This is a genomic window from Paenibacillus agricola, from assembly GCF_011440305.1.
Classification (GTDB): Bacteria; Bacillota; Bacilli; order Paenibacillales; family NBRC-103111; genus Paenibacillus_S; species Paenibacillus_S agricola.
On record NZ_JAAOIW010000003.1, the window covers coordinates 645536 to 667172 of the forward strand.

Annotated in this window: 19 protein-coding genes; 1 reads left to right on the top strand and 18 read right to left on the bottom strand. The window is 38.7% G+C overall.

Features of this window, described 5'->3' with window-relative positions:
* Positions 1–1081 precede the first annotated feature (1081 nt).
* From G9U52_RS10930 to merR, 4 genes are all read right to left on the bottom strand, one after another.
* A complete protein-coding gene (locus tag G9U52_RS10930; protein WP_166149245.1) occupies positions 1082–1414 on the bottom strand; it encodes a hypothetical protein in 333 nt (110 codons plus the stop codon).
* Between the two features lie 65 nt (positions 1415–1479).
* Positions 1480–1665 (bottom strand): hypothetical protein, encoded by a 186-nt coding sequence (locus tag G9U52_RS10935; RefSeq protein ID WP_166149247.1) that lies wholly within the window; start codon positions 1663–1665, stop codon positions 1480–1482.
* 451 nt (positions 1666–2116) lie between these two features.
* Positions 2117–2377 (bottom strand): MerR family transcriptional regulator, encoded by a 261-nt coding sequence (locus G9U52_RS41660; RefSeq protein WP_166149249.1) that lies wholly within the window; start codon positions 2375–2377, stop codon positions 2117–2119.
* A 13-nt stretch (positions 2378–2390) separates the two neighbouring features.
* Positions 2391–2789: a mercury resistance transcriptional regulator MerR gene (gene merR, locus G9U52_RS10945; protein ID WP_166149251.1), complete on the bottom strand. Its 399-nt coding sequence runs from the start codon at positions 2787–2789 to the stop codon at positions 2391–2393.
* 365 nt (positions 2790–3154) lie between these two features.
* Between merR and G9U52_RS10950 the strand changes: the two genes are divergently transcribed.
* Positions 3155–3436: a hypothetical protein gene (locus G9U52_RS10950; RefSeq protein WP_166149253.1), complete on the top strand. Its 282-nt coding sequence runs from the start codon at positions 3155–3157 to the stop codon at positions 3434–3436.
* Here G9U52_RS10950 and G9U52_RS39230 read toward each other — a convergent pair.
* From G9U52_RS39230 to G9U52_RS11015, 14 genes are all read right to left on the bottom strand, one after another.
* Positions 3433–3594: a hypothetical protein gene (locus tag G9U52_RS39230; protein WP_207952890.1), complete on the bottom strand. Its 162-nt coding sequence runs from the start codon at positions 3592–3594 to the stop codon at positions 3433–3435. The two genes, G9U52_RS10950 and G9U52_RS39230, sit on opposite strands and share 4 nt — an antisense overlap.
* Positions 3591–3830 carry a hypothetical protein gene (locus G9U52_RS10955; RefSeq protein WP_207952891.1) on the bottom strand — a complete coding sequence of 80 codons (240 nt, stop codon included), beginning with the start codon at positions 3828–3830 and terminating at the stop codon, positions 3591–3593. The genes G9U52_RS39230 and G9U52_RS10955 overlap by 4 nt, the downstream gene beginning before the upstream one ends.
* Before the next feature lie 533 nt (positions 3831–4363).
* Entirely contained in the window at positions 4364–4681 is a 318-nt protein-coding gene (locus G9U52_RS10960) for a hypothetical protein (protein ID WP_166149255.1), read from the bottom strand.
* A gap of 116 nt (positions 4682–4797) precedes the next feature.
* Positions 4798–5886: a glycoside hydrolase family 172 protein gene (locus tag G9U52_RS10965; RefSeq protein ID WP_243767257.1), complete on the bottom strand. Its 1089-nt coding sequence runs from the start codon at positions 5884–5886 to the stop codon at positions 4798–4800.
* Between the two features lie 20 nt (positions 5887–5906).
* Positions 5907–6944 carry an ABC transporter ATP-binding protein gene (locus tag G9U52_RS10970; protein WP_166149259.1) on the bottom strand — a complete coding sequence of 346 codons (1038 nt, stop codon included), beginning with the start codon at positions 6942–6944 and terminating at the stop codon, positions 5907–5909.
* A gap of 26 nt (positions 6945–6970) precedes the next feature.
* Entirely contained in the window at positions 6971–7927 is a 957-nt protein-coding gene (locus G9U52_RS10975; RefSeq protein WP_166149261.1) for an ABC transporter ATP-binding protein, read from the bottom strand.
* A complete protein-coding gene (locus G9U52_RS10980) occupies positions 7911–8753 on the bottom strand; it encodes an ABC transporter permease (protein WP_166149263.1) in 843 nt (280 codons plus the stop codon). Before G9U52_RS10980 ends, G9U52_RS10975 begins: the two co-directional genes overlap by 17 nt.
* Positions 8754–8775: 22 nt before the next feature.
* The gene (locus G9U52_RS10985) at positions 8776–9774 is read right to left on the bottom strand and encodes an ABC transporter permease (RefSeq protein WP_166149265.1); all 999 of its coding nucleotides are present in this window, start codon (positions 9772–9774) and stop codon (positions 8776–8778) included.
* Positions 9775–9849: 75 nt separating this feature from the next.
* On the bottom strand, positions 9850–11793 hold the full coding sequence (locus tag G9U52_RS10990) for an ABC transporter substrate-binding protein (protein WP_166149267.1): 1944 nt from the start codon (positions 11791–11793) through the stop codon (positions 9850–9852).
* A gap of 101 nt (positions 11794–11894) precedes the next feature.
* Positions 11895–13388, bottom strand: coding sequence for a response regulator (locus G9U52_RS10995; RefSeq protein ID WP_166149269.1), 1494 nt, complete (start codon positions 13386–13388; stop codon positions 11895–11897).
* A gap of 16 nt (positions 13389–13404) precedes the next feature.
* On the bottom strand, positions 13405–15108 hold the full coding sequence (locus G9U52_RS11000) for a sensor histidine kinase (protein WP_207952892.1): 1704 nt from the start codon (positions 15106–15108) through the stop codon (positions 13405–13407).
* A gap of 623 nt (positions 15109–15731) precedes the next feature.
* Positions 15732–16937: a hypothetical protein gene (locus tag G9U52_RS11005; protein ID WP_166149273.1), complete on the bottom strand. Its 1206-nt coding sequence runs from the start codon at positions 16935–16937 to the stop codon at positions 15732–15734.
* A gap of 485 nt (positions 16938–17422) precedes the next feature.
* A complete protein-coding gene (locus G9U52_RS11010; protein WP_166149275.1) occupies positions 17423–19393 on the bottom strand; it encodes a UvrD-helicase domain-containing protein in 1971 nt (656 codons plus the stop codon).
* Between the two features lie 4 nt (positions 19394–19397).
* Positions 19398–21239: an ATP-dependent nuclease gene (locus G9U52_RS11015; protein ID WP_166149277.1), complete on the bottom strand. Its 1842-nt coding sequence runs from the start codon at positions 21237–21239 to the stop codon at positions 19398–19400.
* Positions 21240–21637: the final 398 nt, after the last annotated feature.

A 21637-nucleotide genomic window follows, 5' to 3' on the forward strand; every position in this document is an offset into this window, starting at 1 on the left:
GAATTCTAGCCATCTCCCTTAAACATGATTGGCCTACAGACTTTAGGATACTTAATTAAGCTATCTTCATTATAAACAATTCTAACGACCTATTGTAGATGAAGAAGTTCACTAATTTAGTAATATTTCGATCATTTTTCGACATTTTTCAGCATCAATTGACTTTAGTCATGTTTGGTGTGTATCAAAAAAAGCCCGCGTCCCGAAGGAAGAGGGCATTTCTGTATTTATATACAATGAGGGCAACATTGTCTCATTCAGTGTTTTTCCAAGTCAAGGCCTGACTCCAAGTGATGCACTTCCCTCAGGCTACACCTTCCGGGCGAGGACTAGCATGGTGAGTAGTCCCTCCCATTAACCCTTGAAAATGTTTCGCTCTTTCCAAATGAAACGCCCGTAACTGATCATGATAATGGTGCATTTTCATGTGCCAATCATGCATTTGCTTCCAGTATGTTGCGTGATCCTGGGTATACATAGGCATTTGTTGATGAGTAAAAGACATTTCCGATTACCACTCCTCGATATTGTGAATAGCTTACGACATCAGTCTATGGAGACATCTCTTTAAGGAACACGGCAATTGCCTATAATAGGTGAAATCCACTGAAGAAATCAAAAAGAGCCCGCGTCCCGAAGTTAAGGAAGGCTTTTATATTCGCAACGCTTGGGATGATGGTAAGGAAAAGTTTCCTGACCTTTAATGATCATTCTGTAATATGCTCGTATGCATGGGAGGTTAATGGGATCGAGTAATAAAGAAACATTTAACAGATAAAATACGTACGTATTAGATGGAGATTATAAAACATTGTATGGAGGTAATATAGTGAATAGGTATGCTTTCTATATAGTTATCTCATCATTTACGCTAATATTCCCTATATGCGCCATTTTGTATGGCTTATGGGATGCCAACCAACCAAAAGTTGGACCAGTGGGAGATGGAGTTAAGCCACCTTCTTTCCAACAGCTTATACCGTTATTCTGTGGAATATTTATAGGAGCCACAAATTTACCTATTTCAATTATACGTTATCTAAATTATAAGAAATCAATAAATGTTAAAGACAAGAGCGCTTCAGCGAACACTTGAGTTCAGCAAAAGCAACAAAAAGCCCCTGATCCCAAAGGATGAGGGCTTTTCATGTGTGTATCCAATGATATGACTGTTGTGATAATAATTTGGGAGGTCTAAACGTATTTTTATTGATTTCTTTCTTTCTCCTTGGGCTATAAATTTTCGTAGCTCGGTATCTATTGGAGTTTTTAATCCCATCTCTTTAACTATAAGACGTAACATAGCAATGGTGAATTTTTGTCGCACGAATACAATATTAAAAAATAACCCCATAGCAATGATGATGATGATGGTCCACATCATCATCAACAGATCACTCATAGAACTGGTCATTTAATCACCACCTATAAATTAGATCGAACTCGATAGTATATTTTGATAATGAAAACTGCCCTGGCCTATCCATGATTAGAATCATTCTCAAGACGAAGGTTGATTTTACGAAGCTCCAGTTCAATGCCTTCTAATCTTTTTTTGTTTTCGTTAGAGTTCTTTACTAACGTTACCGCTGCATAGATAATAAAAACCCAGAATGCCAAAGTCAATATTTGAATAATAGCTGCGTAAATTGAAAATGCTCCCATTAAACATCGCATTCCTTTCTATTCCAATTCATCCAAATTCTTATTATACACAGTTATCTGCCTTTAGACAAAAAAACCTCGATCGCGAAGGATGAGGGCTTATAGCTTATATGAGTTATACTGACTTCGACTTCGTTTATCTGCATGCCTGGAACTGTGAACACCCCCAAAGCTTCTTACCTTCTTTGCTTTTTCGTAGAAGCATTTCGGATCCACAGGAACATTTCATTATATTGGTCGCGGCTTTCACCGAAGCTTTGCTAACTTTCAATCCAGCCTCTGAAGGCTTCCATTTCCCCCACAAGGAACGAAAACGTTTGGGATTAAGGTAAGGAAGCATTTCCTGCTCTACATGGTATTTTTTAACAAACTGCTTTCAAACCTTAATTTATGAGGAAATCCACCCATATTTTTGGTTAGCTTGCAAGCATGTTCCAAAGATTGCGTTCAGTTATGAGTTATCGGGATTTTTGGTGAATATAGGATAACCCTCGTTAATTAAAATCTCCCTAATTGATGGTTTTGAATATAACTGTTCACGGAGGGTTTTAATCCTCAATAAAACATTTATAGCCTCATAACCATAACACTTCACATCTCCTTGTTTATCAATAGGCAAAAATTCCTGAAAATACTTAATCCAATGCGTAAGGGTTCCCCTTTTTATGTTTAACCGAACCACAAGTTCATAGTTGCGTAGATACGGCCTCATGCTGGTCACCTTCTTATTTTTTCATTAATTCTTCAATAATGGGACAACTACAAATAGCCTTGTTTTCGGGGCATCTTTCTTTTAGATCTACAAGCATTTGTTCAATTCTTTTGAGATATTGAAGCTTACATTGTACGGCTCCTAACTTTTTAACCGTGATATCATATATATCTTGGCACCTTGTTTCTTCGCGACCGAAAACATCTGTAAATTCAATAATTTCTTTTAGTGTAAATCCCAATTCTTGCATTCGTTTAATAAAATTTAAACGGTCAACAGTTAGTTCTGAATAAATTCGGTATCCAGAATCTGAACGAATAGGTTTTGAAATTAAACCTATTCGTTCATAATATCGAATGGTTTCTTTGTTAACGCTACATTTTTCAGCCAGTTCTCCAACATGAAGATGCATTTGTATCACCTCATATGCAGTTTAAACCCTGTACCTATGTACGTGGTCAATAGGTCAATATATATTTACTAATTTCTTCATTTTTCATTCCACATGTTTTTCAAGAAACATAAGGTACCCTTGCAATCAGTCCATTACCAACTTCGATTTGGTTCAATCCTGTAGCGTGATATCTCCCTCAACGAGCACTTCCTCCAAGGTTGATTACCGCTGAGAGAAACAAAGCGGATTTTTATGATGACAAAGAAGCCGAATTGTTAATTTAGGCTTTATACGAAGAACCAATCGGTTGGCGCTTATACTTCTTAGGCAGCTTAATAGGTGGGTTTAGACGTGGGGAGTTGCTGGCGCTGGAGTGGCCCGAAGTGAATTTCGATGAATCGACTATAAACATAATCAAAAATATTTCTATCTTTGATAAAGGGGCTGCCGTTGTCGGGTTACCTAAAGGAAGAATGGATACCTTAGGGTCTTTCGGCGAAATGGACATGCCAGAATATGTATCAAGGCTTTCTCAGTATTATTTGTCGTCCGGACAAAAAAAAGAGAACCGCCAACGGGGCGGAGGTCTCCGAAATTTAATGAGTTTTAATGGGCTGAGAAGTAAAGAAAAGCTTGCTCTATGCCCTTGTATAATAAAGGTTTAGAGCAATTTTCGAAAATGGAGCCCTTTTATTTTCAATGCGCGCGGAATGTCGAGCAGCTCATTTCCTTCCAATTTTCCTTCCAGTTTTATTGCTAATTTTGAATTCATATACTGATCTGACCGCATCGCTGCCTGTGGAGTATCACCTTCAACTATCACAATCCGTCCTCCAAAAAGCCAAAAAAGAATTCCGCAACATAAGGATCGCATATATTCAAATTCAATAGCTTCAAAAGTGCTTTATCATCATCATCTAATTTCGCTTTTTCAGGTCGATAAAGAGTTGTTCCATTTATCTGACCATCTATACCACGCTCAACACGAATAATTGTTTTATTGTCACTTGTTAAATCAATAAAAGCCGGGGAATGAGAGTGGTTACCATCACTTGCCAATTTCCTGTTTGAGGTAAATCATAAAGAACCTTACATTTACATGATTCTCGTATTGCATTTGGATGTAAGCATCATTCTGCCTCATCTAATAGAAGTACATGAGGTCGTTGAGTTTCTACGGAAGGCTCTTTTTTGGCTGCGCTTTTTTTAGTAGTATTTTTCCTAATCCAGATTCTGATATATAACGTAAAGCTGCCATGAAGTACAGGATCGCAATGCTAACAACCTGTTTATACGATCAATCAGGAATGAGAAAAATAATCCCCCCCACGATCTCGAGCAAACCGAGTAAACTCAGAGATGAAGCAAATACAGTTTCGTGTACATGTGAAACCTGCTGAATGGCAATGAAATGTCTCTCAACTATCCCCATATTAAAGCCACATGTAAACAAGCAATCATTACAACTACAATTGTTGGATTTTTTACAATATCGAATGAAATTTGGAGACCACTCTCTTGCATTCTCCAACAGCTTCCGTTCTTTTTTATGGGCGTATCACTAGAATTAGATTCTGCCTTAGCAGCATGCTCTACATCATTAGTACGGACAAAAAAGAGTATAAAAAGAATGGAGCCCAAACCAATAATAAGTAACAGCCAATAAAATAACCTACCGAAGTGTTTGCGTATAACATGGTTAAAATATCGATGTTACCCGTTATCCCTGTGAATAACATGACCTTTTTGTAGCCGTATTTATCTACTAATAAGCCACCGATGGGTGCGCATAGTGCAGAAATGATGATATTTGTAGACCACGTTAAACCATGAAAAGCTCTTCCTACACCTAAATATTCGGAGATATCATTCTGGTAATAGGACTGGACAAACCCGAAAGCAGCAACCATGCATAATTTTTTCCTTTAACATGTTGGACTCCCTCTATTTTTCGTGTAGCAATACAAAAAAAGAGACCCGCCAACAGGGCTAAGGTCTCAGAATTTTGATGATTTCTGGCTGTTAATTAAATAACTTCCAAATCATCCTTACTTGGAAATTGCGGATAGGATTGATGCGGCTCGGACTGATACCAAAACGCCACAGAAGCGATATCGTCTTTTAACGGAAGATATCTTCTTCCTGAGCGCCAGCCCAATGCTTGAATCGTTACACGCAAATCATCTTCGAAACGAATCGGATCCATAATATGCCAACGGTACATCCCGAACCTTTGATTCGCCTGATATAAGCCATCCGCTTTAATGGCTTGGTGCATACCTAGGAATGCAGTAGAATACGTGACATATTGTCCGTCCTGATCCCAGTTCCATGCCCCTCCAAAATAATCTTCCGTTCCTGTACCGCATATCGTCGGGAATTCTTTATCCCCATCCATAAAAAACTTAATTTCCCCTTCTCCGAACCATTTGTTGTTGTTCACCTGCCAGGCCAAATAAGTACCTACATAATGTCCTTGTCCTTTTACTCCATCTAAGATCGTATGTACTTCCTTGTATTGAAGAGGGCTACTGCGGCGGTACTGCGCATGGAAGTAGGCCGCATCATTCGGGACATCGGTTAAAGTATAATCTACTTGATAATATAGTACGACATCCTCATCCGATATATTTTCCATCGTAATTTTGGCCGCTTTACGGAAAGGCATCTCCCAGTAGCTGTTAAAGCCGCCTGCCGGATTGACTGCTACCGGAACCGAATTGACGTTGCTCCGCTCGCACCAGCCATTACAGAAAAAGTCCCCTACCGGTACTTTTACCGAAGGCTCGTTCTCATTATCCCAATAAATATTGAAAATAAAGTACCGCCAAGCCTTCGGGTGGCAGGTCAACCAAATATGTTGGATCACTCCAGGTCCTGCAATATCCGCCATTGTAAAGACGGATTTTCCTGCGATGACAACGGAAGGGGAAATTTTCCAGCCTTGCCCCAAATCAATCGCGCATGCGGCGCCTGTTCCCTCTGTGGCCATTCCGCCTTTCCCTTTTTCTCCGGTAAAATTCTCAGCACTGATGGAACGTGTTTTCGCTTTAGATAATCTTGATAAGTTTCCTAAACCCATTCCTAATCCGTCAAATCCTGACATATGCTTCATCCCTTCTATTATGAAATCTTCTAAACGCTTAATTGATTATTTGAATCGAAGCCGCTCTTGTCGAGTTGCTTAGGAATGCCCGTTTTGTAATCATTGTGTTTCAAACATAGAACCGAGTGCTCTTGATGGATTAGGACCATCTCAGGAATGGAGCTACGGCATACTTCTTTAACATGAGGGCAACGTGTTGCAAATTTACACCCCTTCAAGCCATACTCTTTCGACTCTAAGTCGGGAAGAGAGGATTCCTGATCCCACTTTTCCCCTACTTTAGGAATCGAGTCCAGCAGCAGTTCTGTATATGGATGCGCAGGATGGGTCAATATATTTTTGGCGTTTCCAAATTCAATCAAATTGCCTCGGTACATGGTCGCGATGTAGTCGCTTACATAGTAAGCGGTAGACAGGTCATGAGTAATATAAACAAAGTTTACATTATATTCATCCTTTAGCTTTTTAAATAAATTAACGATGTTCATTCTAAGGGATGCATCTATCATAGCTACTGGTTCATCCGCTACTATTAACCGAGGCCTTGAGATGAGGGCCCGCGCAATGGATATCCGCTGTAATTCACCGCCGGAGAACTGATTGGGGTATTTGCCCAGCACTTGATCGATCTCAAGACCGACCGACTTCAAGACATCGGCAACTACGGTTTTTGCTTCCTTTCTCGTTTTGGCCACATCCAGGTTTAACGCCGTTTCAAACAAATATGTGTCTACTGTCTTCCTCATGCTGAAAGAAGTGAACGGATTTTGAAAAATAGGCTGTACTATTTTAAAAAACTCTTTCCTGTTTTTCCGCTTACTGTAATACGATAATGGAACGCCATCAATCATGATGTCACCCGACGACGGATCCAACAAGCGCAGGATCATCCTCGCCAACGTTGTTTTGCCGCAGCCAGATTCCCCCACGATGCTCATGATCTGAGGCTTGTCGCCCGGCAAGGTGAGACTGACCTCATCGATTGCTTTTATTTTGGTTCCGAGCAACATACCGCCTATTTTAAAATTCCGCGAAACGTTATTAATTTCGAGTATAGGATGCGCCATATTTTACTTCCTTTCCGGTTGGCTTACTAGAGCAAGTGGCAGCTGGCAACATGTCTGGGACCCACAGATACGGGAACCGGTTCATGCGTCCGGCAACGTTCTTCAGCAAGCGGACATCTTGCGGCAAACCGGCAGCCACCAGGAGGATTCCTCAAACTGGGCGGTGTGCCCGGAATTCCTTCCTTCTGGCTGTTATCCCCTACCTTAGGCAGAGCGCTAATAAGCATCTTCGTGTATGGATGTTGCGGGTTGCTAAAAATTTGCTCGGTCGGGCCGATTTCGATCATCTGTCCGGCATACATAATGCCCAATCGGTTCGTAATTTGATAATGAACTCCCATATCATGCGATACGATAACCATCGAGTTTTTCATCTTTTTCTGTACCCTGGACAGCATCGTCAATATGCCTCTTTGCACAACAACGTCCAGAGCGGTTGTCGGTTCGTCCGCCAATACAATTTCCGGATTCAAGAACGTGGCTAGCGCTATGAGGACCCGCTGTCTCATGCCTCCGCTCAGCTGGTGCGGATAAGCTTTCAGCACTTCAGGGGGCAGCTCCAGTTCTTTTAAATACCGGATGATTTCCTGTTCCAATGCCTTCTTGTCTGTTTTATCATGATATTTGTTGATGGCGTCAAAAAATTGGCTTCGGATTCTTGTCACCGGATTCATGACATGCATGGCGCCCTGCGGGACGTAAGAAATTGCTTTCCACCAGCTCTGATGGATTTCCCCATTGGACAAAGTTACTGGAGAGCCGTTTTTATCTTTGGTTTGAATCCGCACGGAGCCTTCCGAAATTTCCAGCGGGTAGCTGATCAGATCGTACATAACCTTCAGTAAGGTGGACTTTCCGCAGCCCGACTCCCCGGCTATCCCGAAAATTTCGTCCTTTTCAACGGTAAAATCAACACGATCCACGGCTTTCACGGTTCCCGACACCGTCTTGTACTGTGCGCTTACATTAGTTAGCTGCAGCAAGCTTCTTCCCCCTCCTTAACGCGGAATACTCTTGGTATCCTGACATAGTCAAGAACAGGGCGATAAAGATGAACATTTTCGCGACGACCGGCGCACCGATCCACCACCAGTGTCCGGCCAGCATGGCCTGATGTTGGTTTGCCCAATAAATCATCGTTCCTAAGGTCGCGCTTTCATTGCTCGACATCCCGATGATGGCAAGTCCCGACTCCGCAGTAATGGCAACCAGTACGGTATTAATAAAGTTGGCAAGCGACCATCCTGATACAAAGGGGAATATTTCTTTCGTTATAATTTTAAACGTGCCTTCCCCGGAAAAGCGCGCCGTATCGATAAATTCACGTTCTCTCAGCGATAACGCCATCGCGCGGATTTGTCTCGCCGGCCAGGGCCAGTTAAATATAATGAGCACGAGCGCAATGTACATTAAAGACGCTTTGCCTTTGGACAAGCTGCCGAGTAAAATCAAAATCGGCAAGGAGGGAATAACGATAAAGGAATCCGTCATCAAGGTGATGATTCTGTCGAGAAACCCGCCTTTCAATCCGGCCCAAAGCCCAACAAGCACACCGATCAGCGTTGCGAAAAAGGCGACGATTATCCCGATAATAAATGAATTTTGAATCGACTTTGCAATTAGCCAAAACGTATCCTGCCCAAGGCTCGTTGTGCCAAGCCAATGCGCCGCGCCCGGCTTTAAGTTCTTAGGAAATTTCCCCCATTCTACAGGGTTGCCAGAATCAAATAGCGGTACAATAAACCCCAGGATCAGGAATATGCCTAAAATGAGTACTCCCAGCTTTAGCCGTGTGTTCCAATACGCCATGCCGATCCTCCCTCTTTCCTTCCTACTTATAACGCACCCGAGGGTCTATAAACGGATACAATAAATCGATAAAAAATGTCGCAGCGGCTACCGAAATGATGGAAACGGTAATGGTCCCCATGATCAAGTTGTAATCCGCCTGCAAAATGCCCCCGTAGAGCAGCATCCCAATGCCGGGATATCCGAACAAAATTTCCGTAATCAAGGCTCCGTTGAATACGGCGCCGATTTGCAAGGCCAACATGGTGATCTGAGGCAATGCCGCATTAGGCAGAACATACTTGGTCATAATCGTTCTTTCCTTCAACCCTTTCAAACGGGCAAAATGAACGTAATCCTCTTCGGCAATGCCCGCCGACAGCGTTTTCATACTAATCACCCACCAGCCCGTTCCGATTAAAACCATGGAAATCGCCGGCAACAGCGAGTTGTAGATCAAGCTACGGAGATGCTCCCATGTAAATCCTGTTCCCTTGACCGTCGTAGAAAGAGGAAATATGGGATATATATACGAGAACAGCATAATCAATATCAATGCCAGGATGTAATAAGGAATCGGGTATAGAACCATCGATACCCCTTCCAGCACTTTTGAATATGCTTTTTCTTTTCGAAATCCTGCCAACAGACCGACCAGGTTGCCGATCAGCCAGGCAATCACCGTTGAAGTAAGTAGCAGCCCAAGCGTCCAGGGCAATGCGTTCGAGATCAGTTGATTAACCGGTGTAGGATACATGGCAAGCGAAGGGCCAAAATCTTGTGTGAAAATGACCCTCTTAAAAAATCCTACATATTGCTCCCATAAAGTCCCTTCCAGCCCGAACGATTCATTTAACGATTTGCGCAGCGTTACAACCGCTTCCGGCTCCATAAAAGCCGATTTGGACATCATTTGTCCGATCATCGCTTCCACCGGATCGGACGGCATAAATCTCGGCACGAAGAACACCGTTGTAATACCGATTAACACAACCAATAAAAAGGTCGCTATTCTACCTAACAAAAACTTGTAAAATCCCATAGGATACGCTCCCTTTTTAGAATCGCATACCAGGTTTGTTCAGCCCGGCATGCGAGACTCATCAGACAAATCAGACTATTTTTTCCCAGTAGGCTTCAGGTGAGGCAAGTAATACTTAAACTGTGACCACCACCACCATGGCCCCTCGTAAGCGTTTTCCGAGGTTTGGAACCCTTCCCAATAGTACGTATCGACAGGTACGAATTTCGATGTACCGAACATCGGGATAAACGGTAATTCTTTTACAAATTCTTTGTTGATTTCGGTAATGTTTTTAATGACAGCAGGATCGTTGCTTTTCATTCCCTGCAAATCATCCAGCAATTGGCTTACACGGTCGTTCGCCCAACGGTTTCGATTTCCGGGTGCTTGCTTGCCGTTTTCGACGACATACTGTTTATGCCAAGTTTGCATTTGAACTGTCGTATCCGGCAACAATCCGCAAGAAGGCCAATACGATCCTACTTCAAAAGCGCCAGTGGATTCACTAGTCCCGAAAGTAGCTGAATCCATTTGTTGAACATTTACATCAATACCGAATTTTCTCCATGTATCCGCAACAGCGAAGGCGAGCCTCATGGATTGGATTTCAAAGTTAGCGGGAGCGTTAATGGTCATTTGCCACGGAGAACCATCCGGCTTAAACCACTTATCCCCTTTCTTTGTAAATCCGTTCTTTGTCAGCAATTCGCTCGCTTTATTGGTATCGTATTTCCACCAGCCGATTCCAAATGTATCAACCAGCTGATTGTTTGCCGGCAAATCCTTGATTCCTTGTTGCTTCAGCATCTCGACCATGTCTTTGCCATAGCTTTCTTCGAACGGTTTATAACCGCCGCTGATTTCGAAGTTTTTCAACCAGTCCACCATCGGTTTGTGGTAATTCTTTTGCAGTACCGAAATAGGAGGCACCTGAATCGGCGATACTCTCAACATCCCGCCGAAGGTAGCCATCGACACATTCTTGATATCGGTCGCCAGTGCTAATGCCCAACGGACATCTGGATTGTTGTAAGGCGCCTTCGAGACGTTGAAGGACATTCCGCGCTGACAAGGATCATCCATTGTCGCATACGGGAAGTTTTTATACCAAGCTCTTGCAAATTCGTTTTTCTTTCTTAAAATATCCCAGCTCTCCGGCGTAATATCCTGCAGCACGTCCATATCATGTTGGATTGCCGCGATTATGCGCTTCTCTTCCGGACCATAGGACTTGAACAGAATGTACTTCGGTATCGGCTCTCCTGCAAGTTTGCCGACATCGCTTTTCTTCCAGTCTTCCCTTTTCTCATACAGGAACCAGTAACCTTGCGGATCGCGATCTTTCAACTTGTACGGTCCGACGCCAATCGGGTTTGAAAATTTAAATTTGGTCGGATCTTCCTTTTCCCAAATATGCTTAGGAAGAATCTTAAAAGAGTTACCGTAAATAACAACGCCCAATTTTTGAGCCAATCTCGTTTCCGGCTTGACGGTTTCCACCTCAATGGTGTAATTATCAAGCGCTTTCATTGTTTTCACCAAGCTTGTGTAAAATCCGTTAAACCCGAACTCTTTTGTTTTCATAATCAAATCTGAAGTGAATTCGATATCCTTGGCCGTGAATTCCACGCCGTCCGACCAAGCTAAGCCCTCCTGGACCTTAAATTTAAATTTGGTATTCGTATTGTCCAACGGTTCCGGCATCGTTGCCGCTAAATTGGGGATTTGATCACCTTTTACTGTATCGATCTCCCACAAATGAGACTGCATCAATTGATGCAAGCCGGCTGATGTGTGAACTGAGCCTGGCATGTACGGGTTCATCGATTGCGGATCGGCTTGGCGGCCGTTAAGGATATCCACAATTAACGTTTCGTTTCTAGGCGTTCCGGCATCGGTCATCCTTGCGGTGCCGCTTGGCTCATTCTTATCTGTAGCAGTTGGATTTTGCGGCGCCACCGCATCCGTACAGGCTGTCAGTAACAAAACTGATGACAAAAATAAACTTAAAAGCGTATTCATTTGCCTTTTTCTCATTAACACTCCTCCTCGTATTGGGCTAAATGAAGTATAGCATCCCAATCGGTTTTTGAATTTTGTGAATATTTGATTTCTTCTAAAAATATTGGGACTTGTTTTTAAATCATTTTTTGATACTCCTTCGGAGTTATGTCCTCAATGCTTTTGAACACGGTACTGAAGTAGGCCGCATCTTGAAATCCGACCATTTCCGCCACTTGGTATACTTTCAAGTCCTTTTGTTTTAAAAACTCTTTCGCTTTTCGAACTCTTGCTTGATTTACATATTCGCTAAAGGATAAACCCGTATGTTTTTTCAGCTGAGTACTGAAATACCAAGGATTTACATATACCTCCTCCGAAATCATTTTTAAAGTAATATCTTCCATATAATGTGTATTTATATATTTGATAGCCGCATGAATGTAAAAAGGCATATAATTACCTTCTTCCGTCTTCATAATGATCCCCATTACGAACTTTTTGAACCAATTTAATAAAAGCCGGTATGTTTTCAGTTCCTTCAATTCACGTAAATAATCATCTTGCCGTCCAAAATGTTGTTCGATATCGATACCGTGATCCTTTAAGTGTTGTTCCAGTGAAATCAATTCTCTCAGCGTTTCTTTCCTTATACGGACAGGATCAACATATACATCGAGAAGATACAACTGATTCAGATTTGTTGAGAGATATTGCTGCGCCATCTGGAGATTGCCGTTCATCATATGCTTCAACAGTATCTGGTTGGAAAAGTAATTATTTAATGCATACTTCTTTTGGCGTTCGACGAATTCGAGATACATCTCCATATCCATAAAGATGGATAGCACGTTAAATTCTAAAAACTCAATCATTTGCATACAGGTGTTATAAGCATCTTGTAAGCATTTGGGACCGTTCATAAAACGATGCATGGCCATACAGAGACGAAATCCACTTTTACAAATATTAGGAAATACCCTTTGTCTGACTGTTGCTATGTCAATTGAATTTTGAAAAAGCACGACGATAATATCATCAAAGGTTACCATTTCCAGAAATTCGTTATCCCCATTCCTATTTACAAATTCTTTCTTCAGTTGTTCTTCAAGCAACGGATCCTTATAGTCTTTAATTTTAATAATAATCATCTGCAAATGAGCATAGACAGCCCATTCTTCAGACAATTCCTGCTTTCCCGATATAACAGCTTCCAAAACTTTTTTTTTATTGGACTCCAGTGTTTTTTTCTCTTTATGCTTCACGTTATCCTCAAGGGTACGAAGAAGATCTACTACAGTCTGGTAATGGCAGGGCTTCAACAAATAATCATGCGCACCATTTTTCAAAGTTTGTCTGACGAATTCAAAATCAGAATGGCCGCTTAGCACAACGACCGTTGTATCAGGATACTGAGCACGGATTCTTTTTGTTAACTCAATTCCATCCATATCAGGCATCTTGACATCGGTAATCACAACATCAACCGCTTTTTCTGTCAATATTCTCAGCGCTTCATGCGGACTTTGCACCATATTTACGATTTCATAGTCAGGACAATGTTTGGACAATATCTTATTCAAGCCCTTTAAAACTGTTATTTCATCATCCACGATTAAGATTTTAAGCATTGTAAAAATCCCCCTTTTATTCGCTTAATAGCTCTTCCGCGTTGATCTCAGCTTTTTTCCGAAGTTTCACTGTTACCTTCGTCCCTTTTTCGAGAACGCTTTCAACGTTAGATATACCATACCCTTCCCCATAAATATACTTCATTCTTTGATGTACTAATTGAATGCCGATTCCGCCTTTTTTGTTTTGGTTTTCCAATGAACTAAAAATAGACCAGATTTTGTCTTCGGACATCCCTACCCCATTGTCAGCTACTTCAAAAAACAATTGATCGTTTTCCGCATAACTGCGGATAATAATAGACCCGCTGCGCTTCAAATCTTGGAACGCATACTTAAAGGAATTTTCCACCAACGGCTGTATAATCAGTTTTGGAATTCTTAACTCCCTTACATTTTCTTGTATTTCAAAAGTAAATTGAAACTTATCTTGGAAGCGCATTCTTTGTATCTTTAAATAGTTTTCCAATTGATCCATTTCTTCCCTTACCGTCACAAATTCGTTGTTATGTGAAATCGAATAGCGCAAAATACTCGAGAGAGCTACAACAGACTCCCCTATTTCTTCCTCGTCTTTTAAAATCAGCATCCAATAGATCATATCCAATGTATTGTATAAGAAATGGGGATTCAGTTTTGCTTGCAAGCTCAGAATCTCCGCCTTTCGGTAATGAACTTGCTGGTGGTAAATCGTTTCGATTAAAGATTTCACTCTATCCGCCATTGAATTAAAACTATGTATAATAGTGCCAAATTCATCATTCTTGTTATTTTCCAATATAATATTCAAATTCCCTTGCTGTATACTCTCCATTCCTTTCATGATCATCTTTAACGGTCGAAAAATTAGCCGGGCTGTAGCCAGTGCAAAAACCAAAATAGCCAGCAAAATCAAAATAACCATGAGAAAAAAAATACGGTTAAACCTATTAATATGGTTCATAATCTCCGTATTGGGGACGATGCCTATCAGTTCCCAATTTTTATTATATAAGGAATGCTTTACCGTTGAACCGGCAGTCTGGTTTATTACCGATACGGGCTTTGCAATCAGGTCGCGGTCTTTCGCAAAAATAACGGTATTATTACCAACAATATAAACCTCTCCTTCATTTCCCAGCTTTACCTCATCCAAGATTCTGCTTAAAAAGGTTTCATTAAGATCGATTCTTAACAAACCCAGTCTCTCTTCCTCATCATGTATGGATATCAAGATAGTAAGCTGAAACGGATTTGTCTTCAAAGCCATTCTTTCGACTTTGTCATTAGGACTTGTCGAATCTGGAAGATCATTCATATCTAAATGATTATCCAAGGTCGGCCCCGAATAATAACTGCTAATGGGCTCATGATTGACAGGATAAATATATATATTGTCGATCATTTCGAGATTCGTATGCCTTAATACTTCCCGAGTGATCAAATATTTGGCAACATTGTAGTTAATGGAATCATATTTGAGGTCCTTTAAATAATTTTTCAGTACTTGGTTACCTGTAATGATCTGCATCATATTGTCGGACTTTTCCACTTGAAGATCCACACGTTTACCTATCTGATGTACCGTTTCGCGAAAATATGCATCCGATTGTTCCATATAGATTGTGCTGATCCAATTCTGAAAAACCCCTACCTGAATAACCAACACAATACTAGCGGTCAAGATAAACATTAAAATAATCTTCGATTTGAGCGTTCGCATTTTCAAGAATCTCATCATGTACATATCGTTATTTTTTGTTCATACCCAAAATATCCAGCCAAATGAAAACCTCCTATAGTAATAAATACAGCTTCTTTCACGACACGAGATTTGGAGCGTTTCACTCCTTAGTCGATGCCCTGCCAAGCGCATAATAGACCAGCCTACGAATGAGGCTGGTCATTGAAATCGAATATCAACACAGTAGCACCTTCAGCATGATATATAATGCCACCAGTCCTGATGCTTGTCAACGCCCCTTTTTATGGTATAAGGGTTCTCAGACGTCCAAACAAAAAAAAGAGAACCGCCAACGGGACGTAGGTTCCGAGATTTTGGTGATTTTTTGAGCGATGAGCTATAAGGAAAGTCGAGGCGTAAAGCCTTGTGTGGCAAGGGTTTGGGCGTTTTTATGAAAATGAAGTGATTTCATTTTCAGTGCGCCGCAGAAAGCCGAATCGCTCATTTCCTACCAGAAATCCTACCAAATCATTTAATGGCTGGTATCTTATAGCTCGAGCGGCATAAGGATTAGACCCTCTTCATAACGATAAAAGGATTAGATATTAAACAGTGATGTTTTATATTTTCATAAAATTCATTGTGTTTTTACGTGCTTCTGAATACTATTTTGGCAGAGCCTACAGCTCGTCATCTGGATAATCAATAAGCGTGTCATCAAACGAATCTAAATGATCATGATCCCCTTGAAATTTTAATAATCTGTAGTATTCCTCTTGGGATAGGTCAAATGCTTTACAAATCAAATCACTGTCATAATTCCATTTTTTTAGAATAAGATCCTTACAACCAACTGTTAAACTTAATCCTCCCATTAAATCATGATCAAAACTTTCATATCTCTGATAGTATGTCCTGCTATATATGAAATCTGACTCTAACAACATAAAAATAGCCCTTACAACAAATTCTTCAAAAGAATCCTTTTTATCAGATTCATTGTATATTGTCGTCCTTATTCTAGCTTCTCTCTTATTAGCTTTTTTTTCTTGTTCTTTGCTTTCTCTCAGAACTTTCTCAAACTCTGATTCTGTAAAACCAAGTGATTTATAGTTATCCTTAGATACTATATTAATACCGCGTTTCTCTTTTCCTAAGAAAAATTCGAGTAATTTTTCGTAATCATTTAAATCTATATCTGAATTCACACAATCCAATTTTTTTATTAAAAAACCAATAAGTTCTTTAATAATAGGTTCATCCAACAACTTCATTTTGATTTCTTCAATTGCATTTGGAAACTCATATGCTAAATCTTGATTTGGTATAAATCTATTATAATTATAGTCTACATTGATAAGTTTTCTAAGACTATGTCTGTCGTTATCTATTTCGGAATTGTATAAATCAACACATTCTTCATAAAGATTATATAAAACTAATATATCAGTATGTTCTATTCTGGCTTTAAAATGAGTCAATCCATTACGTAATGTATTCAACCTCTTTAATTTAAAAATAAATTTTTCATCAAATCCATCTACGTTATAAAGATAAGCTAATATTTCATAAGCTTTAGTAAATGAAACCGTATGTAATTCACTTTCTGGTAGCATTTTTTCAGTTGTAAATTTACTCTGTTTATGAATTCTTTTATAGGTCTTTATAACGTTATGAAAAGAATTACTGTCTTGCATTTCATAAATCATAAAGCCATCTCTCGACTGCAACAAAAATTTAAATGTTAATTCTAGTGCATTGTGTAGTGTAAGAATTACCATTTTGTAGTTTTTGACATCATTGCGTTCATCAATGATATTTTTTAGATAGTTTTCAGATACTTCGAGTGTTAATTTTATATTATCTTCAATTTCTAAATTAAACATGTCACTTGACCCCTTTGAAATATTATCCCAAACTATCACCATTATTTAATTTGGCCTGATTATCAATGATGCTATCTTTTCAACAACTTCTGGCATTTTCCCTTATCATACATGGCATAAAGCATTGTGGGTGTGACAAGGGTTTGAGGGATTTATGAAGATGAGGGTCTTTGTATTCATAGATGCCATTTCGACCGATAAATATACTGTTATTTAATTTGATTCAATTGCTTTCTTATTTTCTGCATGTGATTTTTTCTTACGCAACTGATAGCCTTTTCACCAGTAAATATTCAACGTCTAAATCCTTGCTACAGTTCATTTTTTTATTTGCTCAGCAAGCCTTAATTATAAGTCTATCAACAAGCCGCGCGAAAAGCCGAACCCATTTAATAGTATCCGGCTTTTATTATCATTTTGAAGGAAGAGTCCACAACCCCTAGACTCCTTTTGGCAATTCAAAGTCATTTAAAAGATTTATTATACTATGACAATACATCAGAATGATGAACCCATCCTAATTGATTTAAATTGGCTTTATTCTGTAAATATACTTCATCATCCATCACAATACACAACAAGTCCGTTGGTCTCGTCATGGCAACATATGCGACTCGCAAGTGTTTTTCCTCATATGATTCTAAGTTCGCTTTACTTCCTCCATTCAAATAATCAATTATGCTTCCAGTAGTTTTTGAAAAGTAGAAGGTCTCTAAGTATAAGGTTGCAGTATGGGTTTGTCCTTTAACCCCGTGGACGCTATTAATTTCTATGCCTATATCGTTATATACATAAGTATTTTCTTGTCCAACATTTTTGTGGACTATAGGCACTTGAACAGAAGACCCGTTAATAAAGTCATCTGCAATTAGATCAATTTTATCTTGAAACAATCGATCTAACATTATATGTATCATGTATTTAAAACTCATTAATACTGATTTTTCTTGTTCTATTCTTGCTATTGTCCTTACAAAATATCTGTGAGTTACTCTGTACAGCTTTTCATCGTTTTCTCGTAAATATTTAATGAGAGAATTCTTCGAAAAATATCGACCGTCTGTAGTCTTAATATCTTTTATTCTTAACACCTTTAAAAAAGCAAGAATGAATCGATTGTAATAAACCTTCGTTCCTTCTTTCTTAACTATTTCTTCTTGAATCTTGATTAGATAATTTTGGAGATTAGAAAAATCATTGTTAATCTTCCTTTTACCTTCTTCCTTTTGAAACTCGGGGTAGTAACTTGTAATTGATAGCCCTGTGGGTTTAGTTTTAACCATGCCTACAGCTTTAAAAACTGCTTGGTCGTTTTCGTCCATTTTATATTTACTGATAATCTTGGCATATGTCTTTAGCACATGTGAAACATCGTCTGCTTTATAAGTTATTATAATTGGAGCCCATTTGTTGTTCTCAGGAAGTATTCTCCCTTGCATCCCATATGGATGAAGAGCCACAACATCCGCAACATTTGCTATACTTTGACTTATTCTATGACTATTTTTAATAAGTAAAGGATCAATTGGCTGCCAAGCACATCCTTTGTCCTCCGATTCATAAATCGTTTGTTGAGGATCACCAAAACATTGGAAAACGACTTTATTTGTATCAAACACCTTATTCAATATTTGCAATTGCAGTAAACTTGTATCCTGCATTTCATCAACAAATGCAAAAGAAAAACGGCTCGCGAAAATCTCAGAAAGCTGTTTTTCAAACTCATTTAAATATTTTATTGCTAAACCTTGTATTTCATTGTAAGAAGTTATTCCATCATTTAAAAGTTCTTCTATTAACATTTTATATTCTTTAAATGAGTCGGTTGCCTCACTAAATACATTTGATCTTTTGTTGTAAGACACTTTCTTAATAATATTATCTGTATAATCAAATTCAAATGAACGAAGCATATCCTCTCTAGCTTTTGCAATTTTTAATTTGTCTTTTGAATCTCTTGTTTTTTTATCGGTATTGGCGTATAGATAACCAGCTAATTTGCTACCTTTAAAAGGAGGATACACCACATTACTTTTTTTAATTAAACGCATTTTAAAATCTTCGTTTTCAAAAACTCTTGTTGGTCTCTTCGAATGATATTTAATCATAGCGGGTGTTCCTAAAAACTTACTAATAAATGAATGAAGAGTTCCAACGTAATTAGGATACGAAAGCAATTCATTAGCTTTATCTCCTAGCCGCTCTTTTATCTCATCAATGGCGACATTCGTATGTGTTATAACACATATTCCTTTATTGTTTTCAAATGGCAGCTTTCTAGCTAATATCATTAATTTTGCAAGCAACACAGTAGTTTTTCCGCTGCCTGGGCAGGCGACAATGTCTTTACTCTCCATGCACTTGATTACTTTAGTCCTTTGGTCATCAAAACTACTGACTTTTAAAATAGCTGAAGCATATTGTATATCTTCATCACTAATAGTGAATTTATTCATTTGGCTAATCTCCTGTAACATAATCTATTGCATCTACTAAATACTTTAGATAAGTGTCATTTTTAATAGCTTCAATTTCTTCATTTGTAAAATCACGATATTCTAAGATTTCCGAAAGGCATTGGGCTATTACTGTTTTGGAAATATTCTTTTTGAGAACTACGTCTTTAACTATATTTGAAGCGAGTGTAAACTTATCATACATCTCCCACTCAGCTAGTTTAATTTCAGCGTCTGATAAGTAGTCATCCAAGTTTTTAATTTCCTTAATCTTTCTATCTTCTGTTAAAGCTTTGTCTTGATTGGTGTAATCTCTTGCCATTAAGATTGCCGCATATAATTCATTTTTCAAACAACTACAAGCCATATCAAATTCAAGAGTCCATTCAGGAGAAACATAAGCTATCACATTTGCAGCACTGTATTTCAACCTTTTATCTAAGTTTTTTGCAATAGAATTTCTGTCAGAAATCATTTTTATAGAACTATCAACAATTTCTGAAACCTTCTCATCGCAATCAGTAAGAATCGCCACTGGCAATTTCATATCTGGTGCGGAGCTCCTCAAAAAAACTTTAGAATATCTTAACAAGGCAGTACTACCAACATTAACAATTGAAACCCCATGTTTAGCGAAGGGTTTATTTAGCTTTGCAGCCAACGTTGGCAATAATAAATTTTCAGCATCACCCTCAACAATTATGATTCCCTTTGCAAAAAACAAATTTGCTTTAGTAGAATCTAAAAATCTTTCCAAAAATCTATAATCACCACTGTGTAACTTCGTGTTCCCTTCTGCAAGAGAATAAGCGTTTGCCTCTGTAAAAATGATTAGGTTCTTCAACTTTATACTTGAAGCTAATGTTACGCTATGAGTTGAAAGAAGTATTTGCATAGGAGACTTCACATCTTCACTCAGTTCCTGCAAATAATTAATAACTCTTATCTGAGCCTGAGGGTGTAAATGGGCTTCAATCTCTTCAATTAAAGCCAAATTGATGCCTTCTTTTTTCTCAATCCTCAAAAGTAAAAGTTCCGCCGCTATATACAGTTGATTGAGCGAACCAAGCCCTGATTTTACATTTAGTAATAGTAAATCGATCTTTTCTAATATTGTTTTTAGTCCAACTTGAGCTAACTCTATATTTGATTTTAAAATGTTTTTATTGTCTGAAAATTTCGCCAAAAATGAGTTAATCGATTGCAAAACCTTTTTTTCATCCTTAGTCATTTCTTCGTATTCAAAGTATTTTTCGATATCTAAATTGGCTTTCTTTATAATCCTTACTAATTCGTGCTCATCCCCATCGGAAAACGCTGGATGTGAGTATAGAATTTGAGATAACCTTGAATTTCTCTTCGCAGCAAGTTCATTTTCTGCGTCCCTTAAAGGCTTAAGGTAAATCGTTCTTAATAAATCGCGAGCTTTACTATGAAGTATTTGTCCTTCAGTGTCATTACCTGCATGGATATCATCTATAAAAATTTTTCCCTTGACGTCTTTTCTTGCACTTAAAAACACTCTAAGAGAATATCCCTTATCGTTATCTATTCCTATCCATTCTAAAAAATCTTTAGCTTGATTTACAGTAAAACCCTTAAAGATACACTCAATCTTCAACTCATTGGATGTACCATGAAAATCTTCTATTTCTAATCTCGTATACTCTCTGCTTTGCGTTAACAAAACTGTTTTAATTGCATCTATTACTGTAGTTTTTCCAGCATCATTTTCCCCTATAAGAACATTCAAACCTTTATTTAAAAATAAAACCAATCCTGGACTGGCATCGGCTTTTTCACCAAATTTTCTAAAGTTTCTAATTCTTACTTCGGAAAGATACATAGCTATCAATGCTCCTCAAATATAAAAGAATACTTTTAAAAATTCGACATTTTCCGTCATTTTCCTTTTTTTCAATTATATTAACTTAATCCACAAAGTATAACTCTTAACGAAAATAATGATACCAATCAATGAACTCTCGTATATCACTAAAAGACAAATCTATATTATAAACCTGAATAACTAAGTTATAGGTACTGTATATCATCCTACAAGAGCTATTAGGTCATTCCAGTATTCAAATCACGCTAGACCTATATTCTCACCTTACCATGGAAAGGCTACTTGATCTGGATGAGGACAATGATCAAAAGGAACACGAATAGCATTATAATTCATCTTTTCACACACTTTAAAACCTCGATTTCTTAGGTTTCCTTCCAATATCCTTCCAACGT

Excerpts from the sequence above, each read along its gene's own strand:
- G9U52_RS11000 (WP_207952892.1), bottom strand. The coding sequence starts at position 15,108 with ATGATGAGATTCTTGAAAATGCGAACGCTCAAATCGAAGATTATTTTA.
- G9U52_RS10970 (WP_166149259.1), bottom strand. The coding sequence starts at position 6,944 with ATGGCGCATCCTATACTCGAAATTAATAACGTTTCGCGGAATTTTAAA.
- G9U52_RS10960 (WP_166149255.1), bottom strand. The coding sequence starts at position 4,681 with ATGGTTGCTGCTTTCGGGTTTGTCCAGTCCTATTACCAGAATGATATC.
- G9U52_RS11005 (WP_166149273.1), bottom strand. The coding sequence starts at position 16,937 with ATGTTTAATTTAGAAATTGAAGATAATATAAAATTAACACTCGAAGTA.
- merR (WP_166149251.1), bottom strand. The coding sequence starts at position 2,789 with ATGCATCTTCATGTTGGAGAACTGGCTGAAAAATGTAGCGTTAACAAA.
- G9U52_RS10990 (WP_166149267.1), bottom strand. The coding sequence starts at position 11,793 with ATGAGAAAAAGGCAAATGAATACGCTTTTAAGTTTATTTTTGTCATCA.
- G9U52_RS10995 (WP_166149269.1), bottom strand. The coding sequence starts at position 13,388 with ATGCTTAAAATCTTAATCGTGGATGATGAAATAACAGTTTTAAAGGGC.
- G9U52_RS11015 (WP_166149277.1), bottom strand. The coding sequence starts at position 21,239 with ATGTATCTTTCCGAAGTAAGAATTAGAAACTTTAGAAAATTTGGTGAA.
- G9U52_RS10965 (WP_243767257.1), bottom strand. The coding sequence starts at position 5,886 with ATGAAGCATATGTCAGGATTTGACGGATTAGGAATGGGTTTAGGAAAC.
- G9U52_RS11010 (WP_166149275.1), bottom strand. The coding sequence starts at position 19,393 with ATGAATAAATTCACTATTAGTGATGAAGATATACAATATGCTTCAGCT.
- G9U52_RS10980 (WP_166149263.1), bottom strand. The coding sequence starts at position 8,753 with ATGGCGTATTGGAACACACGGCTAAAGCTGGGAGTACTCATTTTAGGC.
- G9U52_RS10985 (WP_166149265.1), bottom strand. The coding sequence starts at position 9,774 with ATGGGATTTTACAAGTTTTTGTTAGGTAGAATAGCGACCTTTTTATTG.
- G9U52_RS10930 (WP_166149245.1), bottom strand. The coding sequence starts at position 1,414 with ATGACCAGTTCTATGAGTGATCTGTTGATGATGATGTGGACCATCATC.
- G9U52_RS10935 (WP_166149247.1), bottom strand. The coding sequence starts at position 1,665 with ATGGGAGCATTTTCAATTTACGCAGCTATTATTCAAATATTGACTTTG.
- G9U52_RS41660 (WP_166149249.1), bottom strand. The coding sequence starts at position 2,377 with ATGAGGCCGTATCTACGCAACTATGAACTTGTGGTTCGGTTAAACATA.